Raw genomic sequence first — 26,246 nt, 5'->3', positions numbered from 1 at the left:
CAGCGCATCCCGTACACGGTATCCAAGGTACAGTGTATTGCGTCGTATCAGATTTGATGCTAGTGGACCCGCAGCTTGCGGTGATCGATCGTTATCGATGCCGTATGGGAGGACAGTTCATGGGTTTTCACGCGTCGAGCAATGACAGCGGGTCGGTCGGCCTGCCGCAGGCAGTTGCCGATTTGCTGGCCGCATTCCTCGGCCCGAGATTCTCGATCAGCCTGTCGGATCGCGAACATCATGGCCGCGGCGAATCCTATCATGCCGTGCAGGCACCCGACGCCGTATGCTATGCCGAGACGACGGAAGAGGTTTCCAGGATCGTGCGCATATGCGCCGATCATGGAGTCGCGGTGATTCCCTTTGGAGCGGGGACTTCGCTGGAAGGTCATGTCAGCGCGCTTCGGGGCGGCGTCAGTCTGGATCTGAGCCGCATGACCCGTATTATCGCCGTCCGTCCGGAAGATCTCGATGTGACGATCGAGGCGGGCGTTACCCGGCATCAGCTGAACAATTATCTGCGGGATACGGGATTGTTCTTTCCCGTCGATCCGGGTGGCGAGAGCACACTTGGCGGCATGGCCGCTACGCGTGCTTCCGGCACCAACGCCGTGCGCTATGGCACCATGCGCGAGAATGTCGTCTCGCTGACTGCTGTGATGGCGGACGGAAGCGTGGTGGTCACCGGTGGGCGTGCGCGCAAATCATCGGCGGGCTATGATCTTACCCGTCTTATCGTCGGCTCCGAAGGCACACTCGGCATCATCACGGAACTGACGCTGCGTCTTTATGGCATCCCGGAAAAGGTCTCGGCGGCGATCTGCCCGTTTATCACCGTTGACGAAGCGATCGCCACGGTCGTCGGCATCATCCAGTGCGGCATTCCGATCGCGCGTGTCGAGTTGATGGACGCGCGGACCATCCAGGCGACGAACCGTTACTCGGGGCTCAGCTACAAAGAGACGCCGACACTGTTTATGGAATTTCATGGCTCGACCGCCGGAGTGGCTGAGCAGGTCGCGCTCACAAGGGAGCTTGCCGAACAGAACGGCGCGTTCGATTTCGAGAGCGCAGACGATCCGGATACGCGCGCTGTTCTCTGGAATGCTCGGCACAATGTCCACTATGCGGTTCAGGCGATGCGCCCGCAGGCAAAGGTGTGGAGCACGGATGTGTGCGTTCCGATTTCTAGCCTTGGCCCCTGTATTGCCGAGACCCAAGAGGATATCGCCTCTGCATCGTTTTTCATCTCAACCGTGGGGCATGTCGGCGACGGAAACTTTCATCTCGGTCTGGTGATCGACCCGAACAACCCCGATGAGCTGGCCGAGGCCGAGGCGCTGAACAGCCGCCTGGTGAAGCGTGCCATCGCGCTTGGCGGCACCTGCACCGGCGAGCACGGGGTGGGCACCGGCAAGATGAAATTCATGGAGCTCGAGCACGGACACGGCGTCGAGGTGATGCGCGCGATCAAGAAGGCGCTTGATCCAAAGGACATTATGAATCCGGGCAAGATCATTCCGGAACTCCGATCGGGCGGAAACCCGGAAAATTGAGAATTCACCGAACTGCAAACACATTCAGACGAACGGGAGGAAACATGTCTGCCATCCAATCTATTTCACGCCGCAACTTCGTGAAGGGCACGGCCGCGGCGTTGGCCGCAGGTGCTCTGTCCACACCGGCAATTGCAGCGCGCGCGATCAAGCTTCGCGTTTCGTCTTCAGCCCCGCCGGAGCGTTTCGGCTCGCATTATCTCTGGTTCAAGCCGTTCCAGGATGAGCTTGCGCGCCGGGTTGGCGACAAGATCGTGCTCGAATATTTCCCCAACGCCCAGCTCGGCAAGGAAGCCGATGTGGTGAACCAGGTTCGTGCCGGTTCGGTCGACATGATCATCACCGGCACGTCGATATGGGCCAATCTGGTGCCGGAATTCGGCATGCTCGATCTCGGCTTCCTTTTCCGCAGCTATGATCATTGCGCCAAGGCGCTCGATTCCGGCGTCGGTGACGCCTACGACAAGCTCCTTCAGGAGCGAACCGGCGTGAGCATTCTGGGCTGGGGCTTCCAGGCCGGTTCGCGCAGCATCTACACCAAGAAGAAGATCACCTCGATCGAGGAACTGCACGGCGTGAAGTTGCGCGTGTTGCCGACCAAGACCTTCATCGAGACCTTCAACATCATCGGCGCCACCCCGACCCCGATCCCGATCAACGAGTGCTACACGGCAGCCCAGACCGGCGTGGTCGACGGCATGGAGCATGATCCGGGCACGGTTCTCGCCTACAAGTGGGACGAGGTGGTGAAATACGGCTTCCTGACGCGCCACATCTATACGCCGCTTCTGGCCTATATCGGCAAGCTCGGCATGTCCAAGATCCCCGACGACCTGAAGCAGGACTTCCTGGAAGCTGCGGCCTTTGCAACCCAGGCAATCCGCGCCGAGGTTCCGAAGGTAGAGGCCGAGGCCATGGACAGGCTGAAGGGCGAGGGGCTCGAATATACGGAAGTGCCGGTTGCCGAAATGGCCGACCTGCACAAGCGCATGGAGACGGAACTCTATCCGTCGTTCCTCAAGCAGTATCCGTCGACGGAGCCCATGTTCAAGCAGATCATGCAGCTTTCGACGTCGCTCTGAGTGGACGCAGGACCTGAGGTGACGTCATGAAACTTGTGTCTTCCGCCATACCGGTTTCGGAGAATCCGGCCTTCTCGTCGGAAAAATTCACCGAGAGACTGCTTGCTCTGATCGAGTATGCGGGCGGTGCAATCCTGGCGATTGACGTCGCCATCGTCTTCGCATCGGTCGTCGCGCGCTACTTCTTCCACGAGCCGTTCGACTGGGCGGAGGAAGTGGCTAGCGGCCTGATGTCGACCATGATCTTCCTTGGCGCGGCCTCGGCCATCGGCCGCTCCAACCATATCGGAATCGATATCATCGTGGCGCTGTTCCCGAAGCGGTGGCAGCCTTTCCTCGAATCGATCGGTTCGTGGCTGACCGTGCTGATATCGGTAGCACTCTGCTATGGCGTCTACACGCTGCTGCTGGACACCCATGGTCAGACGACGTCCACCGGCCTGCCGCGCTGGTGGTTTCTGGCGCCGGTCTTCATCGGCACCTTCTGCATGGCACTGCTGTCGATCCTGCATGCGCTTCGTTCTCCGGCGCCATTGGCATTCTCTGCGCTGGCAACCTGCCTGGCGGTGGTTGTGCTTGCCTACTATCTCAACGAGAATCTGGAGGACGGCCTGTCGCCCTTGGCGATGCTTTCGGTCGGTGCGGTTTTCGGCATCGTGCTCGGAACGCCTATCGCATTTGCGCTGGCATTTGGAGCGCTGATCTACTTCATGCTCGACCCGTCGCTGCCCGTCTATGTCTGGGCCCAGCAGGTCACGTCCGGGGCCGACCATTTCGTGCTTCTGGCCATTCCGTTCTTCGTGCTCGCTGGCCTTGCTATGGAGATCAACGGCATGTCCTCCCGGCTGATCGAACTACTGCTGCGCTGTTTCGGGCATCTTCGCGGCGGCCTGAATGTTATAGTCATCATGGCGACAGCGCTGTTTTCAGGCGTCTCCGGTTCGAAATTCGCGGACATAGCGGCTGTCGGCGGCGTCATCATGCCGGCGGTGCGCAAGACCGAGAGCGACGAGAATGAAACCGCAGGGCTGCTCGCCTGCACAGCGGTGATGGCCGAAGCCATCCCGCCATGCGTCAACCTGATCATCTTCGGCTTCGTCTCGAACATATCGATCGCAGGCCTGTTCATGGCCGGCATCGTGCCGTCGATCCTGATGGCGGCGGCGCTTGTCGTCATGGCGATCATCTATGGCAAGAAGGTCGATCTTGAGAAGGTGTTCGTCGACACCCCGCGCCGGCCACTCTTGCCGCTGATCGCCGGCGCCGGCCTGACGCTGGCCATGATCATCATGATCGGGCGTGGCGTTGCCACGGGCATCGCGACATCGACGGAGATTTCGGCTTTCGCCGTGGTCTACGCTTTCGTCATCGGTGCGGTTTTCTTCCGCGAATTGTCGTGGCGGGCGGTCATCAGCCTGTTCATGCGGGCAGCCGCCATGACCGGCAGCATCCTCTTCATCGTGGCTGCGGCGTCGAGCCTCTCTTACGCGCTGACGATCGAGCGCATTCCCGACCAGATTTCCAATGTGATGATCGACTTCGGCCATAACTATGGGGCGATCAGCCTGATGCTCATCTGTGTCGGCATCATGATCTTCTTTGGCATGGTGCTGGAAGGTGCGCCGGCGATGATCCTGTTCGGGCCGCTGCTCACACCCATCGCCGTGCAGTTCGGCATCGATCCGCTGCAGTTCGGCGTCGTCATGGTCGTGGCCATGGGCTTCGGCCTGTTCGCGCCGCCGATCGGTGTAGGCCTGTTCGTCACCAACGCCATGACCGGAACCAAGATGCACAACGTTGCACGTCCGATGATGAAATACATGGCGGTACTGGCTGTGTCTCTGATCGTGCTGTCGCTGGTCCCGGAAATCTCCCTCTGGCTGCCGCGGCAGATGGGGATGATCAATTGATCGTCCGCACGGCTTTCTTCGAGGGGGTGGTTCGTCCCGGCAGCGAAGCCGCGTTCGAAAGTCTTCTCGAAGATACGCTGATCCCTCTATGGCGACAGTTTCCGGGTGCCGAGGACGTCAGCGTTCTGCGGCCGGCAGCTGCTGATGACGGAGCGCCAGCCTATGCGCTCGTGCTGGCGACCCGTTATCCGGACCTTGCGACGATGGATAAGGCTCTGTCCTCGGATATCCGCGAGGCGACCCGCGAGCCGTCGAACGTTCTCAAGAGCCTGTTCGACGGGCGGGTTTTCCATATCACCTTCAATGGAGACGATCTTCTCGCCAAAGCAGGCTGATCTGGAACTTTTCGCGAAGATCCCGCTCCTGCCCAGCAGCCGTGGGCTCCGTCGAAAGAGGTAGTTGTGGCGCTGGAACTGAGGGCGCACATTGGCCGCCGATCGGAGCTCATCATGTGGATACAACTCACCGGCGGCGACGGCGAAAAGATTGCCTTCGAAGCCAAACATCTCGTTTCGCTCAAGGATCACGGCGACTACACCTTATTGGTGCATACCCACGGTGAGGTGCTGGTCCGCGAGAGCCGCACAGCCATCCTGAATGCTCTCCAGCTTCCGCCGACTGAGCGCATGGAATTCTCCGGCGAACAATCGTTCGGGTTGAACTGACGCTGCTCGATCATTTGGGCGACGGCCCTGCACATTTATCGAACAAGCGGGCGCTCTGCGCAGTGCTCGTTTTTTGTAGTCGCAGGCAACCTCCTCTCGTGTTCTGCGTTTACGACGAACGAGGATAACATCCGGGCTGAGACCATGCCGAAGCAGCGGTTTGATACTGGCAGGCATCTGGCGTCCCGACACGCCGTCAAGCGTGTCCTTGATCGCCATAAAGTTGTTATTGTCGCCAAGAAGTTCGCTGGCGGGCAGGTGACGACGCGCGTTTTGGTCGACGGGGAATATTACGATGTCGACAATCGCCAGCTCGATCTTCTTGAAATGGGCCGTACGCCGGAGCAGATATTCCTGGAGCCGGCAGTGAAACACTAGTCGGACCAAGGGAGAATGCAGATGGATAAGCTGCAGTTCACAGTTCCGGTACGGATCAAGGCCGACCCCACCGCGCATGTTTCGGAAATCTACGATGTCGACGATGCCCTGACATTTCTTCAGAATTGGGAGACCGGTCGCCTTGGTCCAGTCTACCAGACCGCCATGAGCTCGTGCTTCGCGGCCAAGGTCAATGAGGTGACGGCTGAACAAGCCCGAAACGATTTTCTGAATTTCGCGCAAGTCGCCGGAATCCTGGCGAAGGACGATGCCCCTTCGACTGTTCCCGAAGGCGAGAATGGATTGAAGCCCGTTCCGAAGTAGCAGCGCGGCAGGAGTTCTTAGTCGGGCCACGGTCTGAATCAGGCGATGCGCCGCTGCCTGACCGTATCGAATTTATAACGCATTTTTTGTTCAAATTCGTCACGGACCTGCACGATCTGCTGGCGCAACCATTGGTGGCCGGTGTCGCCGTCGTGTCGCGCATGCCAGAACATCTTGATGTCGCTAGCCGGAAGCTGCACAGGCGATTCGTAAATCTGCAATCCGAGATTGGCAGCCACCAGCTCCGCGAACTGGAGTGGAACAGTGGCCACGTGGTGCGAACGGGCGGTCGCCAGCGCAACCCCTAGCGTATGCGGCAAAACAAGCGCCACATGCCGCCTGCGCCCGACCTTGGCGAGTGCGGGGTCCACTATGCATTTCACCTTGCCGTCGAGCGATCTCACCGCATGATGAAGCTGGCAAAACAGATCGAGGGGGAGCATTTCGCGCGGCGCGATCCCAGCACCTGCAATCCGCGGATGGTGAGATGAGGCCACGACGACGTAGGGCGCGTGCAGCAAGTGTGCACTGGATGTCCAGTCCGGGGCCTCGAATTCAGCATCGATCGCAATGTCGACCGCATCTTCCTGAAGCAGCCGCTCGATGCCGCCCCAGGCATTATCGACAAGCTGGAGCGAAACGCCCGGCGCTTCATCCGCGAAGCGGCTGGAAAGCGCGGGCATCATCATCAAGGAGAATACGTCCGAACCCAGAAGCGTGAAACGCCGCTGGATGGTCGCCGGATCGAACTGCTTTCGCTTGCGCAAGGCGAACTCGATCGTGCCCAGCGCTTCGCGAACGGATGAACCCAGTTCCAGCGCGCGCGGTGTGGGTATCATATCATTGCCGCGGCGAATGAAGAGCTGATCGTCGAGAATCTCGCGCAGCCGCTTGAGTGCAGCGCTCACCGCCGGCTGGCTCAATCCGATCTGGTCGCCGGCACGCGTGACACTGCGTTCGCGCATCAGCGCGTCGAAAACCCTGAGCAGATTCAGGTCGAATCCATTGAAGTTCATTCACGTGCCCCCTCAAGACAAATGATCGTTTTTCCTCGAATGGTGAAGGAAAAAACTGCCAAAACGGCGAAAGAAATGATGCGCAGAAGAAGAAGTAACAGGATCACTGCTGCATTGGCGCCCGCCCTAATGCAAACTGCCTGAAGGGCAGTCGTTTATCGAAGCTACGAACAATTGTGGCAATTGCGCGACAATCCCAGTGGTATTTGAGTAGGCCAGAAGACAAACCCGTCCTTCGTCGGAAGCATAGGAGATGCTTGGCTAATTGGTTCGCAAGGCTGAACCGCGGAGGAAGGGTCTGTCGACGCACTGTATTTGTGCAGGGCGAACTGTATTTGCGTTGAGAGAACTGTATTTGTTCCGTGGATGGAAACCATACGATTATTGAATTTCACAAGCTTCGTATCAGTCACTAAATGGCATTCCTGTTGCGGATTCAGGCGGAGAATCGAAGAAATACGAAATATCGCGAAAGCTACGATGTGATTTCGTGATGGCTTTCAATCGGGTCATGTCGCGCCACAGGCACCGAATGGCGCGGTGCAAGCCGAAAGAAATTATCAGGCTGAGGGCTAAGAGCCATTCAGCCTTTCGAGGGATGTTCCAGGCTGCGGCAGGGCTGGGTGTCCTTTGATCGAGGGGGCCGCAACCGCGTCCAGATCAGGACGGCGGTTTAGCTGGCACGAAAACGAGTTGAACCAGACTGCCTCGCATATGCGAGGCGGCTACGCACTTCTGCGTCATCAAGGAGGTAACTGACGATGGCAAATATACCAGGAACAGATGCGGCCGATACACTATTCGGGACCGGCGATGCGGATGTTATCACCGGCGGCTTGAGCGATGACACCATTCTGGCGTCCTCGGGAAATGACACAGTGTCGGGCGGGTTCCAGGACGACTACATCTCCGGGGATGACGGCGCCGACGTGCTCAACGGCAATTCCGGGAGCGACATGATCGATGGTGGCGCGGGAGCCGACAGGATCAATGCCGGTACCGGTGACGACAGGATCATGGTCTTCGACCTGGCGAATGGCAACGGTGACATAGTCAATGGCGGTCTCGGCTTCGATACGTTGATGATCAACTACGCAAGCCAGGCAGCGGGGGTCACCTTCACTGCGAAAGATCCGATCGCGCAGTCGACCTTGTTGGGAGGCATCAGCGTCATCAATGTCGAGCAATACCAGATAACGGGCAGCGATTTCGGCGACACTCTCACCGGTGGTCGCTGGAACGACACCCTCGATGGTGGTGCCGGCAACGATACCCTCAATGGCGGCATCGGCAACGACTTCCTCACCGGCGGTGATGGCGACGATATCGTCAATGGCGGCAATGGTGTTGACTACATCATGGGCGGTCTAGGTCAGGACACGCTCAAGGGCGGTTACGGCGGCGACATACTCATGGGCGACGCCGGCAACGATAAGATCTACGGCGATTATGGTGACGATCTCCTGATGGGTGGCGACGGCAACGACGCTCTGACCGGCGGAGAAGGCAACGACATCATACAGGGCGACGCTGGAAACGATACAATCGATGGCGGCAACGGCAATGACATCCTCGCCGGCAATGCAGGCATCGACACCATCAAGGCTGGTGCTGGAAACGATATCATCAGTATCGTGATCGGCGAGGGCAAGGATACGATCGATGGCGGCACCGGCGCGGACGTGCTGGTGATCAACAAGCTGGCCGGCGCCTTCACCGCCAAGGCCCCTACCGTCACCAACACGCTCTCGGACGGGTCCACCTTCATTGGCATCGAATCCTACCAGCTGGACAGTGGCGCGGGTTCCACCAGCGCCGACAGGTGGACAGGCTGGGACGGCAACGACACGATGACGAGTTGGGGCGGCAACGACACGCTCTCGGGCGGCAAAGGCAACGACACTCTCGACGCCGGCACCGGCATCGACACTGTAAGCGGTGGCGACGGTAACGACACGATCTCAGTGGGCAATGGGGGCAAGGACACCGTCCGCGCCGGCGCGGGCATCGATTCGGTCACGATCCTCCGCAAGGACGTTGCAGGCGCGTTGACCTTCTCGATCACCGGGAACACAGGAAAACTCAGCGATGGCACCGTCGTCACGGATGCCGAGCACTACACGATCCACGCCGGATCGGGCAGCGACACCCTGACTGCCGGATCTGCCCTTTCGGTCAAATTCTATGGCTATGGCGGCAACGACAAGCTGATCGGCGGTGCTGGCAATGATACCCTTGATGGCGGTGCCGGCAACGATACCATCAACGGTGGGGACGGCAACGATGTGGTCTATGACAGCGGTGGCGCCAACTCTATCAATACCGGCAACGGCAACGACAGTGTCTCGATCGACATAAGCGCAGGCACCGGCGCTAACACGATCCTGTTGGGCACGGGCAATGATGCCGTCAGGATCAACTATGCCGGCGGCAGCACCGCTGGAAAGTTCACTGTCGATGGTGGTACGGGTACGGACATCGCTTCGGTCAGCCGATCGCAAGCGACCAAAAACCTGACCTTCGTCCTTTCGCCCAATGCGACGCTGACAAACGGCGACGTGACGTTGAAGAACATAGAGGCGGTCCAGATGTGGTCCGGCTCAGGTGCCGACAATCTCACCGGCGGAGCGCTCAATGACACGTTCCATGGTGGGGCGGGCAACGATACGCTGAAGGGACTTGCCGGTAACGACAGTCTATATGGCGGATCAGGTGCCGACCGGCTCGAGGGCGGTGACGGAAACGACGTACTCCATGCGACCTACAACACTCAGTTCGACACGGGGGCAGACAAGCTTTACGGCGGCGCCGGAGACGACAAGCTGCGCATCAACCATGGCGATTTCGCCGACGGTGGCACGGGCAGCGACCGCGTTTACGTCGATCTTTCCAATCAGGCCACCGGTGTAAGCTTCACCTTCTCGAACGGGACCGTCGCGGTCAATTCGGTAACCAAGTTCAGGGCCGCTGAAAGCCTCGAATTCTACGGAACCAGCGGCAATGACACGGTTACGGCCAGCGCACTCAACGACGTGCTCGTGGGCAACAATGGCAATGATACGCTGCGCGGTGGAGCCGGTAACGACAGCCTCGAGGATGGCGCGGGCAACGACAAGCTCTACGGCGATGCGGGCAATGACATCCTTATCCGCACCAACGGCAACGGTGTCGACGTCTTTGACGGCGGCTCGGGTTCGGACACGCTGAAGTTCGGTTTCTCGTCGGAGAAGTCGGTCATCCTGGATCTGGCCAACAACGCCAACAATGCCGGCATGGCCAAAGGCCTGACGGTCACGGGAATTGAGATCGTCTATGGCAGCGCGCTGGACGACGACATTCGCGGGACGTCCGCCAATGAGAAGTTCTTCGGCGGCGACAGCGACGATTTCCTTTTCGGCGGTGCGGGCGACGATGTTCTGGAAGGTGGAGCGGGCGGTGACCTGCTTCAGGGCGGCGCCGGCAAGGATCAGTTTGTCTTCCACACCGATGGTTTCGGAACAGGTGACCAGATCGTCGATTTTACGCGCGGCCAGGACAAGCTCGTCATTGACCGCTCGGACTTCGGGATGGCTGCCAGCGGCAATCCCGGGTTCGTGGTAGGTGCCGACCCGCAGGCTTCGGGAACCGGTCCGCAGTTCCTGTTCGAAACGGACAATGGGCGGCTCTGGTTTGATCGCGATGGGACGGGCAACAATTATGACGCCGAGCTTATCGTGACCCTGGCCAGCGACACCACACACGTCTCTACGCTTTCGCTTAGCGACTTCCTGTTTGTTTGAGGCATCGAAAACTCAAAATCTTGTCGACGGGCGCGCCATATAGCGTGCCCGTCAGATTTCAATCGCCTATCTAAGCGTCCCTCGGCCTGTCCCAGGCGACACTGGGTGGCCGGTCGAGTTGTAACGTGGATGCCGGCGGCTTGGCTTCCGGATGGACATAGGTGAAACCAAGCCAGTTGTTGGGCCGTGCGCGCATATATTGCGGCGGATAGGCTATGTCGGCGCCGAGTGCGGCGGCGGCATGGATGCCCCATCGCGGATTGTCCAGCATCGGCCGGGCCAGGGCGACAAAATCGGCCTCGTCATTGGCGATGATGGCTTCGGCCTGTTCAAAGCGCCCGATCATGCCGACAGCCATTGCTGTCAGGCCGGTATTCTCCTTGATCGAAGTGGCGAACGGTACCTGATGGCCGGGCGTCGCGGGAGGGATGGATATGCCGGGTGCGATATTGCCGGCAGACATGACGACATAGTCCAGACCGGCCTGCTCCAGCGCTTGCGCAAAGATGACTGCATCATCGAGACTGAAGCCCTCGGGATGCCAGTCGGTGCTGTTGACGCGGAAGCCGAATGCCTTCTCCTTTGGCCAGACGCTGCGCACAGCGCCGACGATTTCCAGCGCAAAGCGCATGCGGTTTTCAAGCGAGCCGCCCCATTTGTCGGAACGTCTGTTGGAGAGTGGCGAAAGGAAGTTGTGGATCAGATATCCATGTGCGCCGTGGATCTCGATAAGATCGAAGCCGGCGCGATCGGCGCGTTGCGCGGAGCAGGCAAAGGCGTCGATGATGCGCAGGATTCCCTCTTCATCGAGTTCTTCGGGCACTTGCCAGTGCTTGTCAAAGCAGATGGCCGATGGGGCAACCGGCTTCCAGGCGCCTTCGTCCAGCGGAAGCGGTTCGCCGCGCCAGCGATCCGGGATCGTTCTTGTTGCCGCCTTGCGGCCGGCATGGGTTAGCTGAAGGCCCAGCTTGGCGGTCGACAGTTTCTTTGCCGTCACGACGAGTTCTGCCAGGGCCCTCTCGTTCTCGTCGCTGTAGATTCCCAGGCAGCCGAGCGTGCCGCGGCCGATATCCTCGACTGCTGTCGCCTCCATGATGACCAGGCCTGCCCCCGACATCATGAGATTGCCGATGTGGATCAGATGCCACGGTTGCGCCGTGCCTTCGACGGCACTGTATTGGCACATCGGTGAGACGACGATGCGGTTTTCAACCTGAAGACCGCCAATTCTGCCCTCGCCGAACAATTGGCTCATGATGCGTTTCCCGGCCCTTTTTCGGCAACTTTCAGAGTTCGGCATAATGGGTGAACGAGGCCACCCCGCAATCCTCCTGAAGGGAGGCAGCATCAGTTTCACGGATGTGAATTGCCGAAGATCATGCCCAGAGGTTCCGAAGAGTTTCACAAGCGTGAAACAGGGCCGACGACAGCTTATCGCTTTGACCGTTCTCTGCAGCTCGATCAAATTGTCCGAAGATGGCGACTGCAGATTGCGTTTATGTCGCTTAGCGGGAGGATGCATTGATAGCGAACCGACAAATCGCCTTTGCGGCGAGGCCGGAAGGACGACCGGCGGCCGAGACATTCATCATGCGCGAAGCGCCGATGCCCGTGCCCGAAGCGGGCGAAATCCTGTGCCGCAATCTATGGCTCTCGGTGGATCCTTATCTGCGGCTGAAGATGCATGATCGAGAGAGCTATACGCCGCCTCTGCAGATCGGCGAGACGATCCCGGGCCGAAGCGTGGCCGAGGTGATTGAGGCCCGCGCACACGGGTTCTCAAAAGGCGATCTGGTTGCGGTTTCCGGCGGCTGGCAGGATTTCGCCGCCGTGCCGGCGAAGGCGGCCAAGCTGATCCCGCTTCGCACACCTCACCCGACCGCCTATCTCGGACCGCTCGGCATGACCGGAGAGACCGCCTATGCCGGCCTGCTGCAAATCGGCAAGCCGAAGCCGGGCGAGACGCTGGTCGTGTCTGCCGCCGCCGGTGCGGTCGGCGGGCTTGTCGGCCAGATCGGAAAGGTAAAAGGTTGCCGCGTGGTCGGTATCGCTGGTTCGCAGGAAAAGTGCCGCTTCGTGACCGAAGAGCTGAAATTCGACGCCTGCGTGAATTATCGCACGCCGGATTTCGCGCGCGCGCTGAAGAAGGCATGCCCGAACGGCGTCGACATCTATTTCGACAATGTCGGCGGACCGGTGACGGAAACGGTCCTGCCGCTGGTCAACACATTCGCGCGCATGCCCTTGTGCGGGCTGATCTCGCAATATGATGGCCAGCAGGCTGGAGACCCTCGCGCATTGGCCGAACTGATGCGCTGGATACTGGTTCGCCGGATAACGATCCGCGGGTTCATCGTCTATGACATCGCACCCAACTTCCCCGACTTCGAAGGCGAAATGACGAAATGGCTAGATGAAGGCCTGGTCGTCAGCCGCGAACATCTGTCCGAAGGTTTCGACAATATCGTTCCGGCATTTCTGGGTCTGCTCGGTGGAGAGAACACCGGCAAATCGATCGTGAGGATTGCCGAACCATCATCGCTCCTCTGAGGGTCGTGGGAAGCTTTCAAGAGCTTAGGTAATGCCTGCCAGTTTCATGGATGTGAAACTTCCCTTCGCAATTGCGTTTTGTTTGACAGGAGGCCCGGCGGTCGAGAACTCTACAGAGCACCGCTGCCGGAGGAGACCGGGCAAGCGCGGTTGCGCTGGAGGAGATGCCTATGCTCGGTTTGATGCAGGACCGCCCACTGCTGATCTCGACCCTTGTCGAGCATGCGGCGCGCTATCACGCAGGTGTCGAAATCGTCAGCAAGACCTGCGAGGGGCCGGAACACCGCACCAACTATGCCGGTATCAGGTCGCGCGCTGCCAAGCTTGCCAAGGCGCTGGTGCGGCTTGGCGTGAAGCCGGGCGACCGCGTCGCGACGCTGGCGTGGAACACGCATCGCCATATGGAGCTTTACTTCGCCGTCTCCGGTCTCGGCGCCGTGCTGCATACGGTGAACCCCAGGCTTTTCCCCGAGCAGATCGACTACATCGTCAATCACGCCGAAGGCAGCGTGCTGTTCTTCGACATCACCTTCGCCGATCTGGTGGCGAAGTTGCAGCCGAAGCTGGCGACGGTCGAAAAATTCGTGGCGATGACCGATACGGAGCATGTGCCGGGCAATGTTGCCGACTGCCTTTGCTACGAGACGCTGGTCGAGGCGGAAGATGACGATTTCGAATGGCCGCTGTTCGACGAGAGAACCGCTTCGTCGCTGTGCTACACATCCGGCACCACCGGCAATCCGAAAGGCGTCCTCTATAGCCATCGCTCCACGGTGCTGCACTCCTTCACCGCCTGTTCCAGTGACGGGCTGAAGCTGTCGAGTGCCGATAGCGTGCTTCTGGTGGTGCCGCTCTTTCATGTAAATGCCTGGGGCATTCCTTATGCGGCGGCGATGTGCGGCGCCAAGCTGGTGCTGCCGGGGCCATGGCTCGATGGCAAAAGCATCTATGAGCTTGCCGTGCGCGAAGAGTGCAATTTTTCACTCGGCGTACCGACGGTCTGGCTGGGCTTCTTCAAGCATATTGACGAGAATCCTGATCTCGATCTTTCGCAGATCAAGCTGGAGCGCGTGGTCGTCGGCGGGTCGGCGGCACCACGCGCCATCATCGAAAAATTCCACGAAAAATTCGGTGCTTTCGTCATCCATGCTTGGGGCATGAGCGAGACAAGCCCGCTTGGCTCCATCGGTAATCTCCTGCCCAAGCATCGCAACCTGCCGCTTGACGAGCAGGTGACGATCCAGGCCAAGCAGGGCAGGGCGATCTATGGTGTCGAACTCAGGATCGCCGGCGAGGATGGAAAATCGCTGCTCCATGACGGATCTATCGCCGGCGACCTGATGGTGCGCGGACCGTGGGTCAGTTCCGGCTACTTCAGGGGCGAAGGCGGCGATGTTCTCGATGCGGATGGCTGGTTCGCGACAGGCGATGTGGCGATGATCGACGCCGACGGTTACATCCAGATCACCGACCGCTCCAAAGATGTCATCAAATCGGGCGGCGAGTGGATCAGCTCGATCGATCTCGAAAATGTCGCGGTCGCGCATCCCTCCGTTCAGGAAGCGGCGGTCATTGGCCTGCCGCACCCCAAATGGCAGGAGCGGCCGCTGCTGATCGTGGTGAAGAAGCCGGGCACCGATCCGTCGCGGCAGGAGCTGCTGGACTTCCTGTCCACGCGGGTCGCCAAATGGTGGCTGCCGGACGATGTGACCTTTGTCGAGGAACTGCCGCATACCGCCACCGGCAAGCTGCAGAAGACGAAACTGCGCGAGCAGTTCAGGGATCACGCGCTGCCAGCGTGAAGCAGACTTCACATCTGTGAATATCAACAGCACGGTTATGCAGAGATTGTGTGCCTTGGCGGGATCGCCTAGCGTCACGGCTCTGCATCAAGGGAGGAATGATGCCGCAGGCAATGTTTGACGATCCGGACGGCATGCTGGCGATGCTGCGCGAAAGTGCTGCAGGTTTCGCTGCACAGCATTCCGGCACCAAGTCGCTCCGTGACAAGCGGGCAAGTGCTGGCGATCTCGACAAGCAAGCGTGGAAGGCGATGGCCGAGGCCGGCTGGACCGGGTTGCTATTGCCCGAGGGTCTCGGTGGGGCAGGGCTCGGCATGCGCGAGCAGGCTGTGCTCAGCGAAGCGCTCGGCCGGGCGCTGATTGCCGAACCCGTAGCTATGGCGGCGGTGTTCTCAGGCGCTCTCCTCGCCAATGTTTCCGTATCCGAAGAGCGCACACGGCTTTGCGCCGGCATTGCCGACAGCAGCGTCATCGCAGTGCCTGCATGGCAGAACCCATCGAAATCAAGCCATGCGAGGCCGGTTGTCGCCACGGCGACAGCGGGCGGTTTTGCGCTGACCGGCGAAAAGCATTTCGTCGATGCCGCGCGTTCGGCGACGGATTTTCTGGTCGTGGCGGATTGTTCCGAAGGCTGTCTGTTGCTCAGCGTGCCGGCGGCAAGCGCCGGCGTGACCATTAACGAGCGGCCGGGTATCGACGGCGCGATGATTGCGAGCCTGACTTTTGCTGGATGCGAGGTGCCGGAAAGCCTGGTGCTTGCACGCGCCGAAAGTGCCGATGCATTGCTCGAATCTCCCATCCTTCACGCGCGCCTTGCACTGGCAGCCGAACTTGCGGGCATCGCCTCGCGCGCGCTGGAAATCACCATCGGCTACACCAAGGACCGCGTGCAGTTCGGCAAGCCGATCGCCAGTTTCCAGGCGATCCAGCACCGGCTGGTCGACATGTGGTCTGATGCGGAATTTGCCTGCGCTGCCGTCGTCAACGCGGTGGAAACACTCGATGCCGGCGATGTTCGAGCCGCGCAACTTGCCGTGCTCGCAGCGAAGGCGCGTACCGGGGATGCCGCCTTTTCGATATGCCGCCGCGCTTTGCATCTTCATGGTGCGATGGGTTTCACCGACGAGTGCGACATCGGCCTCTACCTCAAGCGCGCCATCAATCTCAATGCCACGCTTGGCCAGTCGGAAGCGCTGCGGCTGCAATTCGTCGACCTTGAGCGCGCAGCCTGAGCGACTGGGAGGAACACATGGACAACAATCTGATCAAGACGGAAATCAAGGATCACGTCGCCGTCGTGACGATGGATGCGCCGCCGGTGAATGCCCAGTCGCGGGAGTTCGTCGAGGAATTTATCTCGGTCTTTGACGAACTGAACGAGACACCGACCGTCCGCGTCATCGTGCTCACCGGCCGCGGCAAGATATTTTCGGCCGGCGCCGACATCAAGTCGCGCGGCAAGGTCGGCGCGGTCCCCGGCGACACCTACCGGCATCTGCGCCGTACCCGCGAAGTCGGCTTCTGCATCATGGAATCGAACAAGCCGGTGATTGCTGCGGTCAACGGGCCCGCGCTTGGCGCAGGTATGGGGCTCGCTATCTGCTCGGATATCATTCTTGCTTCCGACAACGCCGTCTTCGGCCTGCCGGAAATCGATATCGGCCTGATGGGCGGCGTGCGCCACACGATGCGGCTCATCCCGCATTCGCTTACGCGGCGCATGGTGCTTTCCGGCTACCGCGTGCCGGCGGCTGAACTTTATCGGCGCGGCATCATCGAGGTCTGCGTGCCACTCGAGCAGCTGATGGACGAGGCGATGAAGATCGCCAATGAGATCGCCAGGAAGAGCCCGGCGGCACTCAGGCTCGCCAAGCGCGCCATCAACACTGTCGAGACGATGAGCCTGAAGGACGGCTATCGTTTCGAGCAGAACCTGACTGTCGAGATGACCCAGCACGAAGATTCCAAGGAAGCCATGCGCGCCTTCCTCGAGAAGCGCGAGCCGGTCTTCAAGGATAGCCTGTGATGGCGGCTGACTGGAACGAGCTACCCGACGAGGAATTCCGAAAAGTCTTCCGCAGCTGGGTCGACGAGAACTGCCCGCCGCATCTGCGCTACATGCGCAAGCAGCGTCCGCTCTTCGACGAGGTGGCAGAGTGGTATCACGCGCTGGCGGCCAAGGGCTGGCTGGCGCCGACATGGCCGCAGGAGCATGGCGGCATGGGGCTCAGCCCGGCCAAGCACATGATCTATGTCGAGGAATGGGGTCGGCTCGGCTGTCCGCGCATTCCGGATCACGGCATCGGTCTCGTCGGCCCGCTGCTCATTCAATACGGCACGCAGGAGCAGAAGGCCCATTACCTGCCGCGCATCCTCTCGGGTGAGCATGTCTGGTGCCAGGGCTATTCGGAACCAAACGCCGGCTCGGATCTGGCAAGCCTGCGGACGCAAGCCGTGCTCGACGGCGACGAATTCGTCATCAACGGTCAGAAAATCTGGACGACGCTTGCCCATTGCGCCAACTGGATTTTCGTCCTGGTGCGCACCGACAAGGAAGCCAAGCCGCAGAGAGGCATCACCGTTCTGCTGGCCGACTTGGCGTCGCCCGGCGTGCGCGTGCGGCCGATAACCAATCTGCGCGGCGAGGCGGATTTCTGCGAAGTGTTTTTCGACAATGTCCGGGTGCCGGTGAAGAACCTTGTCGGCAAGGTCAATGAAGGCTGGACGGTTGCCAAATCCGTGCTCGGCCACGAGCGCATCTTTCTCGGTGCGCCAACCCGCCCGGAATATGCGCTGGGGCGGCTGGAGCGACTGGCGGAAGCGCGCGGCGCCTTCGACGATCCGGCATTCGTCTCGCGCTATGCGAAGCTTCGGTTGGACCTCTACGATCTCGGTTCGAGCTTCGAGCGCTTCGCCAAGGTGCTGCGTTCCGGCGGCGAACTTGGGGCTGACGTCTCCATGCTGAAGATCTTCACCACGGAGCTCTATCAGCGCATCACCGAGGAGATGCTTCTGGTGGCGGGAGAGGAAGCGCGTTTCGCCGACGATCTCGATGCCGGAAACGGTCAGGTCGATGCCATGAACCTGTTCCTGGATTCGCGCGCGCCGGCCATCTTCGGCGGATCGAACGAGATCCAGAAGAATATTCTGGCGAAAGCGGTGCTGGAATTGCCGGGCTGACAAGGGCAAAGGTCGCAAGACGCAATCACCGGGAGTGAGGGGTTGCGTCCGAAGGGGAGGAGTTGGATGTCCATACACGCCGAGGCGATAAGAGCGCCCGACGTTGCAAACTTTGAGCAGTCGGACAACGTCCTGGTTGCCGAGGGGTTGACGAAGTTCTTTGCCGGTTTTGCCGCGGTGAAGGATGTGAACCTGTCGGTGCGGCGGGGCTCCATCCACGCGCTGATCGGGCCGAACGGCGCAGGCAAGACGACGTGCTTCAATCTTCTGACCAAGACGCTGTCGCCGAGCAGCGGGCGCATCCTGTTCGATGGCGATGACATTTCTGCGCTGCGTTCCTCGCAGGTGGCGCGGCGCGGGCTGGTGCGGTCCTTTCAGATTTCGGCGACTTTTCCGAACCTGACCGCGCTGGAAAATGTGCGTGTCGCGTTGCAGTCGCGCTTTGGTGCGGCCTATCACTTCTGGCGGTCGCTCACCGCCGTTGCGCCGTTGAACAAACGTGCTCAAGAACTGCTCGAACAGGTCGGATTGGCCGACAGCCGCAACGTCGCTGCTGCGGAACTTTCCTACGGCAAGAAGCGCGCGCTGGAGATCGCCACCACGCTGGCGCTCGAACCGATCGTGTTGCTGCTGGACGAGCCGACGGCCGGCATGGGCCATGAGGACATCGAGCCTATCACCAGGCTGATCAAAGCCGCAGCCGTGGGGCGCACGGTGCTGTTGGTCGAGCATAATCTCTCGGTCGTCTCCAACCTTTGCGATCGCATCACCGTGTTGCAGCACGGCCAGACTCTCGCCGAGGGCTCTTACGCCGAGGTGTCGGGCAATCCGGCGGTGATCTCGGCCTATATGGGAGGCATCGATGAATAGTCGTGTCGTCGCGGCGGAAGACAGCCGGCTGGCGTCGGCGATGCTGTCCATCGAGAACCTCAGTGCCTGGTATGCCGAGTCCCGCGTTCTGCACGGCATGTCGTTCGATGTCCGTGAGGGCGAGGTACTGACCTTGATCGGCCGCAACGGCGCCGGCAAGACCACCACGCTGCGCTCCATCATGGGCGTGGTGCGCAAGCGCACCGGGTCCATTCGGCTTGGCGCAGAGGAATTAATCGGCAAGCGAACCTATGAAATCGCGCGCAAGGGCATCGCCTATTGTCCGGAGGAGAGGGCTATCTTCGCCTCGCTCTCGGTGCGCGAGAACCTTCTGCTGCCGCCGGTGCTGCGATCGGGCGGTATGTCGAACGAAGGGCTCTTCAAGGCGTTCCCCAATCTCCAGGCGCGAGCGGCAAGCCAGGGCACGAAACTTTCCGGCGGCGAGCAGCAGATGCTTGCGATCGCGCGCATCCTTCGCACGGGCTCGCGCCTGCTGCTGCTCGACGAACCGAGCGAGGGGCTGGCGCCAGTGGTCGTGAAAGAGATCGGCGAACTCATCCTGCGTCTCAAGCAGCAGGGTTTCACCATCGTGCTTGTCGAACAGAATCTGCGCTTCGCCAAAAAAGTCGCGGATCGTCACGTCGTCGTCGAGAACGGCAAGGTGGCCGACGTGCTGACCGCCGCCGATCTCGAAAGCGGCATGGACCGTGTTCAATCCTATCTGGGCGTGTGAGGCATTATGTTCGAGAACATCACATCGCAGCTTCTCTTTGGCCAGATACTGCTCGGGCTCATCAACGGTTCCTTCTACGCCATGCTCAGCATGGGCCTGGCGATCATCTTCGGGCTGATGAATGTCGTGAACTTCGCCCATGGCGCGCAATACATGCTTGGTGCCTTCGTCGCCTGGCTGCTGCTGACCTTTCTCGGCGTGCCCTATTGGGGCGCGCTGGTCATCGCGCCGATCGCAGTGGCGCTTCTCGGCATGCTGATGGAACGGCTGCTGCTCAGGAGGTTGCAGAACCTCGATCATCTCTACGGCCTGCTTGCCACCTATGCCGTATCGCTGATCGTTGAAGGCCTGATACGCCAGCGCTATGGCTCTACAGGTATTCCCTATGACAATCCCATGCCTGGCGGCATGAATCTCGGTTTCATGTTCCTGCCTTACTACCGCGTTTGGGTGGTGGTGTTCTCACTCGTCACCTGCATCGGAACCTGGTTGCTGATCGAACACACCAAGCTCGGCGCCTATCTGCGGGCGGCCAACGAAAACCCGAACATCGTCGAGGCTTTCGGCATCAACGTCCCCAAGATGGTGACGCTGACCTACGGCTTCGGCGTTGGCCTTGCGGCACTTAGCGGCGTACTTGCTGCGCCGATCTACCAGGTGTCGCCTTCGATGGGATCGAATGTGATGATCGTCGTCTTCGCCGTCGTCGTCATCGGCGGCATGGGCTCGATCGTCGGCGCCATGGCCACCGGCTACATGCTGGGCATCGTCGAAGGGCTGACCAAGGTTCTCTATCCCGAGGCTGCCAGCGTGGTGATCTTTCTGTTCATGATCGTCGCGCTGTTCATGCGGCCCTCAGGCATCTTCTCCGGCCGCAGTGAGGGCGCGCGATGAACCCGAAGCTGATCATCATTCTTGTTGCGGCGGCGCTTGCGATCGCTGCACCATTCTTCGTCTATCCGGTTCTTTTGATGACGATCCTTTGTTTCGTCATCTTCGCCTGTTCGTTCAACCTGCTCCTTGGTTATACGGGGCTGCTCTGTTTCGGTCATGCCATGTTCTTCGGCGGGGCGGCCTACATCACCGGGCAGATACTCAAGACAACCAGTATCTCGGTGGAGGTCGCCATACTGTGTGGCGCGCTGGCAGCCGGCCTGCTCGGTCTGGTCATCGGCCAGCTTTCGATCCGCCGGCAGGGCATCCAGTTTGCGATGATCACGCTCGCCTTCTCGCAGCTCGTCTATTTCGTCCTGCTGCAGATGGAGTTCACCGGCGGCGAAAACGGCATGCAGGGCATTCCGCGCAATCCGCTTTTCGGACTCGTCGAAGTGCGCGACAGCTTCAGCTTCTACTATGTTATCCTGGCACTTTCAGCAGTCGCGGTCTTTGCCTTCTACAGGATCGTGCACTCGCCCTTCGGCGAGGTACTGAAGGCTATCCGCGACAACGAGGCGCGTGTGGAATCGCTCGGCTTCGATCCGGAAAAATTCAAGCTCGTCGCCTTCACCCTGTCGGCCACCATGGCTGGTCTCGCCGGGGCGATGAAGGCGACGGTTTTCCAGTTCGCGACCTTGACCGACCTGTCGTGGCCGGTTTCCGGCGAGGTCATTCTCATGACGCTGCTCGGCGGGTTGGGAACACTCACAGGTCCGATGTTCGGCGCTGCAATCATCATCCTGATGAACGATCATCTGGCCGGGTTTGGCGAATGGGCATTGATCGGACAGGGCGTCATCCTGCTGGTAGTCATCGTCCTCTTCAGGCGTGGCTTTGTCGGCGAGATTGGCGCTCTCATGAAATATCTTGCGCGGCGCGGGAAAAAACCGTCGGCAGCACTGGTCACCGCAAAGCCGGTAGTCGAGCAGTCGCGCTAGAAGTTCGCCCTCAGCCGGCAGGATGAGGGCGAAACCGACTAAAGCTGTCACGCCGTGCGGCAGCTTTAGTCTTGTTCTACCGCATGTCGTTATCCCAAAACCGCTACGCACTTTTGGGCGACAAGCTTTATCTCAGAACTCGATGTCGATCGGCTGGTCGAATGGATTATCAGGTTTCACCGCTTTCACGGCTCGCTGGAGGACGGTTAGGTAGCGATCATGGTTTTGGCGGATGCGCTCGGCGGCACCTCCAAGTCCCAGCACAACCGGTTGGTTCTGAATAGTGACGGGCAACAGAATGCAGATGGTTCCACCGCCCAGGAAGGGAACGCCCTCGGCCGAACAATAACCTTTGCCGCGGATCTGGCGGATGTGTTCCATCATTTCGGGAATCTTGACGCGTTCCGAGTTCTTTTCGGTCGCGATATTGGCGCGCCGGACAATGTTGTCGATCTTGTCGTCGGGCATGGTCGACATCAGAAGCCAGCCGAGCGCCGATTGGGTGAGGGGACGCAGCGTGCCCTCGTCGACATGAAAACGCAGTGCGTGGACCGACTGGATGATCTGGACATATTGCAGATAGACGTCGTTCTTGGTGCCGATCGAAACCGTCTCGCCGGTCGCGGCATGAACATCGTGCATGGTCTCCAGAATGCGGCTCGTGCCGAACAGTGCGCGGGGGATCCAGTCGCCTAGGGAAGTCACTTTCGGTGTCGGAAAGTAGAGCCGTTCGCGGCGGTCGAAATTCAGGTAGCCGAGTGCGATCAGTGTCTTGAGAAGAACGGTCGTGCTTGACTGCGGATAGCCTAGCGACAGCGCAATCTCGGACATCGCACGCGGCTGCCTAACCCTTTTGAAAAATTCAAGAATTTCGACGGCGCGCGTCGCCGACTTGACCTGTGACAACTGCATCTAAGCTCCTCCCAGAGCATCGCCATTATTCACGGATGTGAAACTGTACAGCACGTACGAAATGTATTTGGCGCGCTCCAACTGCGCATGACATGGTGCCTCCAGTCAAGGCCGATGTGGTTCTCAAGCACGGCAAAGAAGACGCGGAGCTTTAGTCGGCTACCGGCGTTGCAGGAGGAAATTCATGAAGCTTGGAGTCTTTTACGAACATCAGTTGCCGCGTCCCTGGAAAGAGGGCAGCGAGCAGAAGTTGTTCAACGATGCGCTCGATCAGATCGAACTGGCCGACCGTCTCGGCTTTGACCATATGTGGGAAGTCGAGCACCATTTCCTCGAGGAATACTCGCACTCATCGGCGCCGGAGGTTTTCCTCGGCGCGGTGACGCAGCGGACCAAGAACATACGCATTGGCCACGGCATTTGTCTGTCCTCGCCGAACTACAATCATCCCGCACGGGTCGCCGAGCGTCTGGCGACGCTCGATATCCTGTCGGGTGGCCGCCTCGAATGGGGCACGGGCGAATCCGGTTCGCTGATCGAGATGCACGGCTTTGGCATCGAGCCCGAACAGAAGACCGCGATGTGGCGCGAAGGCGTCGAGCAGACGGCCAACATGATGACGATGAACCCCTATCCCGGTTACGAGGGGCAGTTCTTCTCCATGCCGGTCCGCAACATCGTGCCGAAGCCGGTTCAGAAGCTGCATCCACCGATCTGGATGGCCTGCTCGCGCCGCGAGAGCATCCTGCGTGCCGCCCGCAATGGCGTCGGCGCGCTGGTGTTCGGCTTCGTCGAAGCCTCGCAGGCCAAGGCATGGCGCGACGAATATTACGCCATCATCAAGTCCGACGAATGCGTGCCGATCGGCCATACGGTGAACGCCAATTTCGCCACGCTGAACGGCATGATGGTTCATGAAAACCATGACGAAGCAGTGCGACGCGGCCTCGATGGGTTCCGTTTCTTTGGCTATTCGATCGCCCACTACGCCGTTTACGGCGAGCATCGTCCGGGTCGCACCGATCTCTGGAGGCGGTTCCAGACGATCAAGGATGACATGAAGGAGACGCCGGGTTCCGGCAGCATCGGCACGCCGAAAAGCGTGCGCGAGCATCTGAAAACCTACGCGGACGTCGGTGTCGACCAGATGATATTCATTCAGCAATCCGGCATGAACAAGCACGAGCATATCTGCGAGGCGATGGAGCTTTTCGCCAGCGAAGTGATGCCTGAGTTGAAGGAGCGCGAGGACGAGCGCGTCAAGAAGAAGGAAGAGGAACTGGCTCCCTTCGTCGAGGCAGCCCTTGCCCGCAAGCCGCGCATGGCCGAACTCACCGAAGAAGAGATCCCCAACGTCGAATCGATCGGCATCGTGCTGGAGCGTCGCGCCGGCAAGGACTACGCGACGGCCGGCGGCGTCTACGCCGACCCGACCCGTGGCGGTGCCATCCCCATGGCGTCGCGTGCCACCTTCGCCAAGGCGGCGAAGGTCGGCTGAGCGATTGTTGTCGGGAGGATTACAATGCGAAGACTTGAAGGGCGCGTCGCGCTCGTGACCGGTGGAGGGCGCGGCATTGGCCGCGCCATCTCCGAGGCTTTTGCCCGGGAGGGCGCATCTGTCGGCATATTCGACCTGAAGGCGGAAATCGCCGAAGAGGCCGCAAATGCCATCAACGAGACCGGCGGACGAGCCGTCGGCCTCGTCGGCAATGCCGCCAAGCGCGCCGAGGTTTTCGATGCAGTCGCCAAACTGCGGGATCATTTCGGCCCGGTGACGATCCTTGTTAACAATGCGATGTGGAATCGCTACGGCCCTCTTCAAGATCAGACGGAAGAGATGATCGGCCGCATGATTGACGTCGGTTTCAAGGGCGTGATCTGGGGTTATCAGGCCGTGCTAGACGGCATGACCGAGGCCGGGGGTGGTGCGATCGTCAACATTGCTTCGCCCTCCGCGGTCCTCGCGATGAACCACGGCATCATGTACAGCGGCGTCAAGGCCGGCGTGCTCGGCGTCACCCGGTCGGGGGCTGCGGAATTCGGGCCGCGCAACATTCGCGTCAACGCCATCGCGCCTGGCCCGACGCCAACGGATGGCGCTAATTTGGTCGTTAGCGAAGAAGCCTGGGAGCGTCGGCGTGCCCGCGTCCCGATCGGCCGGCTCGGCCAGCCCAAGGACATAGCCAACGCCGCCGTGTTCCTCGCCAGCGAGGAGTCCAGCTTCGTCACCGGCGACATGCTCTTCGTCGATGGAGGCATCACCTACGCATTTTCGTAACTGCAGCCGGCGCGAATGCCATTCGGGAGGAATGGCTCCGTGAAGAGGGTCCGCGGAGGATCATCGGAGCTAAAAATGGGAGGAGAATAGACATGGTCATATCGACAAAGCGTACAGCCTATGCAGCGTTTCTTGCGGCAACGACGATGTTCGCCGCAGTGACAGCGCATGCGGACGGCATTTCCGGCGACGTCATCAAAATCGGCATCATGAACGACCAGTCGGGGCCGTATGCCGACAATGCCGGTCCGGGTGCCGTGGCTGCCGCGCGCCTGGCGATCGAGGATGCCGGCGGTACGGTCAACGGCAAGAAGATCGAGATCGTCGTTGCCGACGACCAGAACAAGCCCGATGTCGGTGTCGCTGCGGCACTTAAATGGGTCGATGAAGAGGGTGTCGACGCCATCTTTGGCGGCTCTGCCTCGTCCATCGCGCTCGCCATCCAGGACATCATGAAGGAACGCAAGAAACCCTATATGCTCGTCGCTACCGCCGCATCGGCTTTGACCGACAGCGCCTGCTCACCAATGGCAACGCAATGGGTCCAGGATACTTATGCGCTTCCCAAGGCGACTGTGAAGTCGCTTCTCGGGCAAGGCCTCGACACCTGGTATTTCCTGACCGTCGATTACACCTTCGGCAAAGCCTGGCAGGCTGATACGACGAAGTTCATCGAGCAGGGCGGCGGCAAGGTTCTCGGCTCTGTCCTGCATCCGCTGAACTCGACCGACTTCTCGTCCTATCTGTTGCAGGCGCAGGCGAGCGGCGCGAAGGTCGTCGCTTTCGCCAACTCGGGTGCCGACTTTGCCAATGCCATGAAGCAGGCGCAGGAGTTCGGCCTGTCGGAAGGCGGCCAGAAGCTTGCGCCGCTCGGCCTGTTCATCAACCAGACCCACGGCATCGGATTGCAGATCCTGCAGAACGTGCGGCTGACGACACCATTCTACTGGGATCGTACTGACGAGACCCGCGGTTTCGCCAAGCGTTTTCAGGCAGTCTACAACGACCGCATCCCAAATGAGGCGCAGGCTGCAACCTACAGTGCGGTCAACCACTACCTCAAGGCGATTGCAGCGGCAGGCACCGACGAGGGCGTCGCCGTGATGGCCAAGATGAAGGAAATCCCGGTCAATGATTTCGAGATGAAGGATGTGAAGATCCGGGCCGACGGGCAGGTAATGCGGCCGCTCTATGCCGTCCGCATCAAGTCGCCGGACGAGTCGAAATATCCTTATGACTACTATGAGATCACCGAGACCGTTGCCGCCGAAGATGCGTGGCGGCCGGTTTCGGAAAGCTCCTGTGATCTCCTGAAGTCGCAGTAACCCATCCCAAGG

Annotated in this window: 23 protein-coding genes; 20 read left to right on the top strand and 3 right to left on the bottom strand. The window is 60.1% G+C overall.

The annotated features are described in order from the left end of the window. Window positions 1-119 precede the first annotated feature (119 nt). The 7 genes from G6N74_RS10655 to G6N74_RS10625 all read left to right on the top strand — a co-directional run bounded on the left by G6N74_RS10655 (window position 120) and on the right by G6N74_RS10625 (window position 5,915). The gene (locus tag G6N74_RS10655) at window positions 120-1,556 is read left to right on the top strand and encodes an FAD-binding oxidoreductase (protein ID WP_165117080.1); all 1,437 of its coding nucleotides are present in this window, start codon (window positions 120-122) and stop codon (window positions 1,554-1,556) included. Between the two features lie 44 nt (window positions 1,557-1,600). Then, on the top strand, window positions 1,601-2,638 hold the full coding sequence (locus G6N74_RS10650; RefSeq protein WP_165117078.1) for a TRAP transporter substrate-binding protein: 1,038 nt from the start codon (window positions 1,601-1,603) through the stop codon (window positions 2,636-2,638). Window positions 2,639-2,664: 26 nt separating this feature from the next. Continuing rightward, on the top strand, window positions 2,665-4,548 hold the full coding sequence (locus G6N74_RS10645; protein ID WP_165117076.1) for a TRAP transporter large permease: 1,884 nt from the start codon (window positions 2,665-2,667) through the stop codon (window positions 4,546-4,548). Then, window positions 4,545-4,883, top strand: coding sequence for a hypothetical protein (locus G6N74_RS10640; protein ID WP_165117074.1), 339 nt, complete (start codon window positions 4,545-4,547; stop codon window positions 4,881-4,883). Before G6N74_RS10645 ends, G6N74_RS10640 begins: the two co-directional genes overlap by 4 nt. Window positions 4,884-4,949: 66 nt before the next feature. Further along, window positions 4,950-5,213 (top strand): hypothetical protein, encoded by a 264-nt coding sequence (locus G6N74_RS10635; RefSeq protein ID WP_119921184.1) that lies wholly within the window; start codon window positions 4,950-4,952, stop codon window positions 5,211-5,213. A 144-nt stretch (window positions 5,214-5,357) separates the two neighbouring features. Continuing rightward, complete coding sequence (locus G6N74_RS10630; RefSeq protein ID WP_165117072.1) at window positions 5,358-5,591, top strand: hypothetical protein; 234 nt, start codon at window positions 5,358-5,360, stop codon at window positions 5,589-5,591. A 21-nt stretch (window positions 5,592-5,612) separates the two neighbouring features. Next, on the top strand, window positions 5,613-5,915 hold the full coding sequence (locus G6N74_RS10625; protein WP_165117070.1) for a DUF982 domain-containing protein: 303 nt from the start codon (window positions 5,613-5,615) through the stop codon (window positions 5,913-5,915). A gap of 38 nt (window positions 5,916-5,953) precedes the next feature. Here the strand turns inward: G6N74_RS10625 and G6N74_RS10620 are convergent, their stop codons facing one another. Next, entirely contained in the window at window positions 5,954-6,931 is a 978-nt protein-coding gene (locus tag G6N74_RS10620) for a LysR family transcriptional regulator (RefSeq protein ID WP_165117068.1), read from the bottom strand. Window positions 6,932-7,692: 761 nt separating this feature from the next. Here G6N74_RS10620 and G6N74_RS10615 point away from each other — a divergent pair. Next, window positions 7,693-10,710 (top strand): calcium-binding protein, encoded by a 3,018-nt coding sequence (locus tag G6N74_RS10615; protein ID WP_165117066.1) that lies wholly within the window; start codon window positions 7,693-7,695, stop codon window positions 10,708-10,710. Between the two features lie 70 nt (window positions 10,711-10,780). On the opposite strand, the gene G6N74_RS10610 is transcribed toward G6N74_RS10615, so the two are convergent. Further along, complete coding sequence (locus G6N74_RS10610; RefSeq protein WP_165117064.1) at window positions 10,781-11,965, bottom strand: NADH:flavin oxidoreductase/NADH oxidase; 1,185 nt, start codon at window positions 11,963-11,965, stop codon at window positions 10,781-10,783. Window positions 11,966-12,231: 266 nt separating this feature from the next. On the opposite strand from G6N74_RS10610, the gene G6N74_RS10605 reads away from it, so the two are divergent. The 9 genes from G6N74_RS10605 to G6N74_RS10565 all read left to right on the top strand — a co-directional run bounded on the left by G6N74_RS10605 (window position 12,232) and on the right by G6N74_RS10565 (window position 21,719). After that, window positions 12,232-13,260 carry an NADP-dependent oxidoreductase gene (locus G6N74_RS10605; protein ID WP_205826627.1) on the top strand — a complete coding sequence of 343 codons (1,029 nt, stop codon included), beginning with the start codon at window positions 12,232-12,234 and terminating at the stop codon, window positions 13,258-13,260. A 170-nt stretch (window positions 13,261-13,430) separates the two neighbouring features. Then, window positions 13,431-15,062 carry a 3-(methylthio)propionyl-CoA ligase gene (locus G6N74_RS10600; RefSeq protein ID WP_165117062.1) on the top strand — a complete coding sequence of 544 codons (1,632 nt, stop codon included), beginning with the start codon at window positions 13,431-13,433 and terminating at the stop codon, window positions 15,060-15,062. Window positions 15,063-15,163: 101 nt separating this feature from the next. Continuing rightward, on the top strand, window positions 15,164-16,294 hold the full coding sequence (locus G6N74_RS10595; protein WP_165117060.1) for an acyl-CoA dehydrogenase family protein: 1,131 nt from the start codon (window positions 15,164-15,166) through the stop codon (window positions 16,292-16,294). A 17-nt stretch (window positions 16,295-16,311) separates the two neighbouring features. Next, complete coding sequence (locus G6N74_RS10590; protein ID WP_165117058.1) at window positions 16,312-17,088, top strand: enoyl-CoA hydratase/isomerase family protein; 777 nt, start codon at window positions 16,312-16,314, stop codon at window positions 17,086-17,088. Then, window positions 17,088-18,242, top strand: a complete 1,155-nt coding sequence (locus G6N74_RS10585) for an acyl-CoA dehydrogenase family protein (protein ID WP_165117056.1) — start codon at window positions 17,088-17,090, stop codon at window positions 18,240-18,242. The genes G6N74_RS10590 and G6N74_RS10585 overlap by 1 nt, the downstream gene beginning before the upstream one ends. Window positions 18,243-18,308: 66 nt before the next feature. Beyond that, window positions 18,309-19,112, top strand: coding sequence for an ABC transporter ATP-binding protein (locus tag G6N74_RS10580; RefSeq protein ID WP_165117054.1), 804 nt, complete (start codon window positions 18,309-18,311; stop codon window positions 19,110-19,112). Then, window positions 19,105-19,845, top strand: a complete 741-nt coding sequence (locus G6N74_RS10575) for an ABC transporter ATP-binding protein (RefSeq protein ID WP_165117052.1) — start codon at window positions 19,105-19,107, stop codon at window positions 19,843-19,845. Before G6N74_RS10580 ends, G6N74_RS10575 begins: the two co-directional genes overlap by 8 nt. A 6-nt stretch (window positions 19,846-19,851) precedes the next feature. Next, the gene (locus G6N74_RS10570; RefSeq protein WP_165117050.1) at window positions 19,852-20,739 is read left to right on the top strand and encodes a branched-chain amino acid ABC transporter permease; all 888 of its coding nucleotides are present in this window, start codon (window positions 19,852-19,854) and stop codon (window positions 20,737-20,739) included. Further along, window positions 20,736-21,719: a branched-chain amino acid ABC transporter permease gene (locus G6N74_RS10565; RefSeq protein ID WP_165117048.1), complete on the top strand. Its 984-nt coding sequence runs from the start codon at window positions 20,736-20,738 to the stop codon at window positions 21,717-21,719. The genes G6N74_RS10570 and G6N74_RS10565 overlap by 4 nt, the downstream gene beginning before the upstream one ends. Before the next feature lie 132 nt (window positions 21,720-21,851). Here G6N74_RS10565 and G6N74_RS10560 read toward each other — a convergent pair whose 3' ends face one another. Beyond that, window positions 21,852-22,631, bottom strand: coding sequence for an IclR family transcriptional regulator (locus tag G6N74_RS10560; RefSeq protein WP_165117046.1), 780 nt, complete (start codon window positions 22,629-22,631; stop codon window positions 21,852-21,854). 184 nt (window positions 22,632-22,815) lie between these two features. On the opposite strand from G6N74_RS10560, the gene G6N74_RS10555 reads away from it, so the two are divergent. From G6N74_RS10555 to G6N74_RS10545, 3 genes are all read left to right on the top strand, one after another. Continuing rightward, window positions 22,816-24,129: an LLM class flavin-dependent oxidoreductase gene (locus G6N74_RS10555; RefSeq protein WP_165117044.1), complete on the top strand. Its 1,314-nt coding sequence runs from the start codon at window positions 22,816-22,818 to the stop codon at window positions 24,127-24,129. Window positions 24,130-24,153: 24 nt separating this feature from the next. Further along, a complete protein-coding gene (locus tag G6N74_RS10550) occupies window positions 24,154-24,909 on the top strand; it encodes an SDR family NAD(P)-dependent oxidoreductase (protein ID WP_165117042.1) in 756 nt (251 codons plus the stop codon). Between the two features lie 92 nt (window positions 24,910-25,001). Further along, the gene (locus G6N74_RS10545; RefSeq protein WP_246245712.1) at window positions 25,002-26,234 is read left to right on the top strand and encodes an ABC transporter substrate-binding protein; all 1,233 of its coding nucleotides are present in this window, start codon (window positions 25,002-25,004) and stop codon (window positions 26,232-26,234) included. The last annotated feature ends 12 nt before the right edge of the window (window positions 26,235-26,246 follow it).

Origin of the sequence: Mesorhizobium zhangyense, from assembly GCF_011045115.1 — a bacterium.
In the GTDB taxonomy this organism is placed as follows: Bacteria; Pseudomonadota; Alphaproteobacteria; order Rhizobiales; family Rhizobiaceae; genus Mesorhizobium_M; species Mesorhizobium_M zhangyense.
Note: the sequence above shows the minus strand (reverse complement) of the source record. Positions and strands in the feature narration are given on the sequence as shown.

Excerpts from the sequence above, each read along its gene's own strand:
- G6N74_RS10645 (WP_165117076.1), top strand. The coding sequence starts at position 2,665 with ATGAAACTTGTGTCTTCCGCCATACCGGTTTCGGAGAATCCGGCCTTC.
- G6N74_RS10615 (WP_165117066.1), top strand. The coding sequence starts at position 7,693 with ATGGCAAATATACCAGGAACAGATGCGGCCGATACACTATTCGGGACC.
- G6N74_RS10655 (WP_165117080.1), top strand. The coding sequence starts at position 120 with ATGGGTTTTCACGCGTCGAGCAATGACAGCGGGTCGGTCGGCCTGCCG.
- G6N74_RS10555 (WP_165117044.1), top strand. The coding sequence starts at position 22,816 with ATGAAGCTTGGAGTCTTTTACGAACATCAGTTGCCGCGTCCCTGGAAA.
- G6N74_RS10650 (WP_165117078.1), top strand. The coding sequence starts at position 1,601 with ATGTCTGCCATCCAATCTATTTCACGCCGCAACTTCGTGAAGGGCACG.
- G6N74_RS10575 (WP_165117052.1), top strand. The coding sequence starts at position 19,105 with ATGAATAGTCGTGTCGTCGCGGCGGAAGACAGCCGGCTGGCGTCGGCG.
- G6N74_RS10570 (WP_165117050.1), top strand. The coding sequence starts at position 19,852 with ATGTTCGAGAACATCACATCGCAGCTTCTCTTTGGCCAGATACTGCTC.
- G6N74_RS10545 (WP_246245712.1), top strand. The coding sequence starts at position 25,002 with ATGGTCATATCGACAAAGCGTACAGCCTATGCAGCGTTTCTTGCGGCA.
- G6N74_RS10590 (WP_165117058.1), top strand. The coding sequence starts at position 16,312 with ATGGACAACAATCTGATCAAGACGGAAATCAAGGATCACGTCGCCGTC.
- G6N74_RS10550 (WP_165117042.1), top strand. The coding sequence starts at position 24,154 with ATGCGAAGACTTGAAGGGCGCGTCGCGCTCGTGACCGGTGGAGGGCGC.
- G6N74_RS10630 (WP_165117072.1), top strand. The coding sequence starts at position 5,358 with ATGCCGAAGCAGCGGTTTGATACTGGCAGGCATCTGGCGTCCCGACAC.
- G6N74_RS10600 (WP_165117062.1), top strand. The coding sequence starts at position 13,431 with ATGCTCGGTTTGATGCAGGACCGCCCACTGCTGATCTCGACCCTTGTC.
- G6N74_RS10595 (WP_165117060.1), top strand. The coding sequence starts at position 15,164 with ATGCCGCAGGCAATGTTTGACGATCCGGACGGCATGCTGGCGATGCTG.
- G6N74_RS10585 (WP_165117056.1), top strand. The coding sequence starts at position 17,088 with ATGGCGGCTGACTGGAACGAGCTACCCGACGAGGAATTCCGAAAAGTC.
- G6N74_RS10580 (WP_165117054.1), top strand. The coding sequence starts at position 18,309 with ATGTCCATACACGCCGAGGCGATAAGAGCGCCCGACGTTGCAAACTTT.
- G6N74_RS10610 (WP_165117064.1), bottom strand. The coding sequence starts at position 11,965 with ATGAGCCAATTGTTCGGCGAGGGCAGAATTGGCGGTCTTCAGGTTGAA.
- G6N74_RS10620 (WP_165117068.1), bottom strand. The coding sequence starts at position 6,931 with ATGAACTTCAATGGATTCGACCTGAATCTGCTCAGGGTTTTCGACGCG.
- G6N74_RS10625 (WP_165117070.1), top strand. The coding sequence starts at position 5,613 with ATGGATAAGCTGCAGTTCACAGTTCCGGTACGGATCAAGGCCGACCCC.
- G6N74_RS10560 (WP_165117046.1), bottom strand. The coding sequence starts at position 22,631 with ATGCAGTTGTCACAGGTCAAGTCGGCGACGCGCGCCGTCGAAATTCTT.
- G6N74_RS10565 (WP_165117048.1), top strand. The coding sequence starts at position 20,736 with ATGAACCCGAAGCTGATCATCATTCTTGTTGCGGCGGCGCTTGCGATC.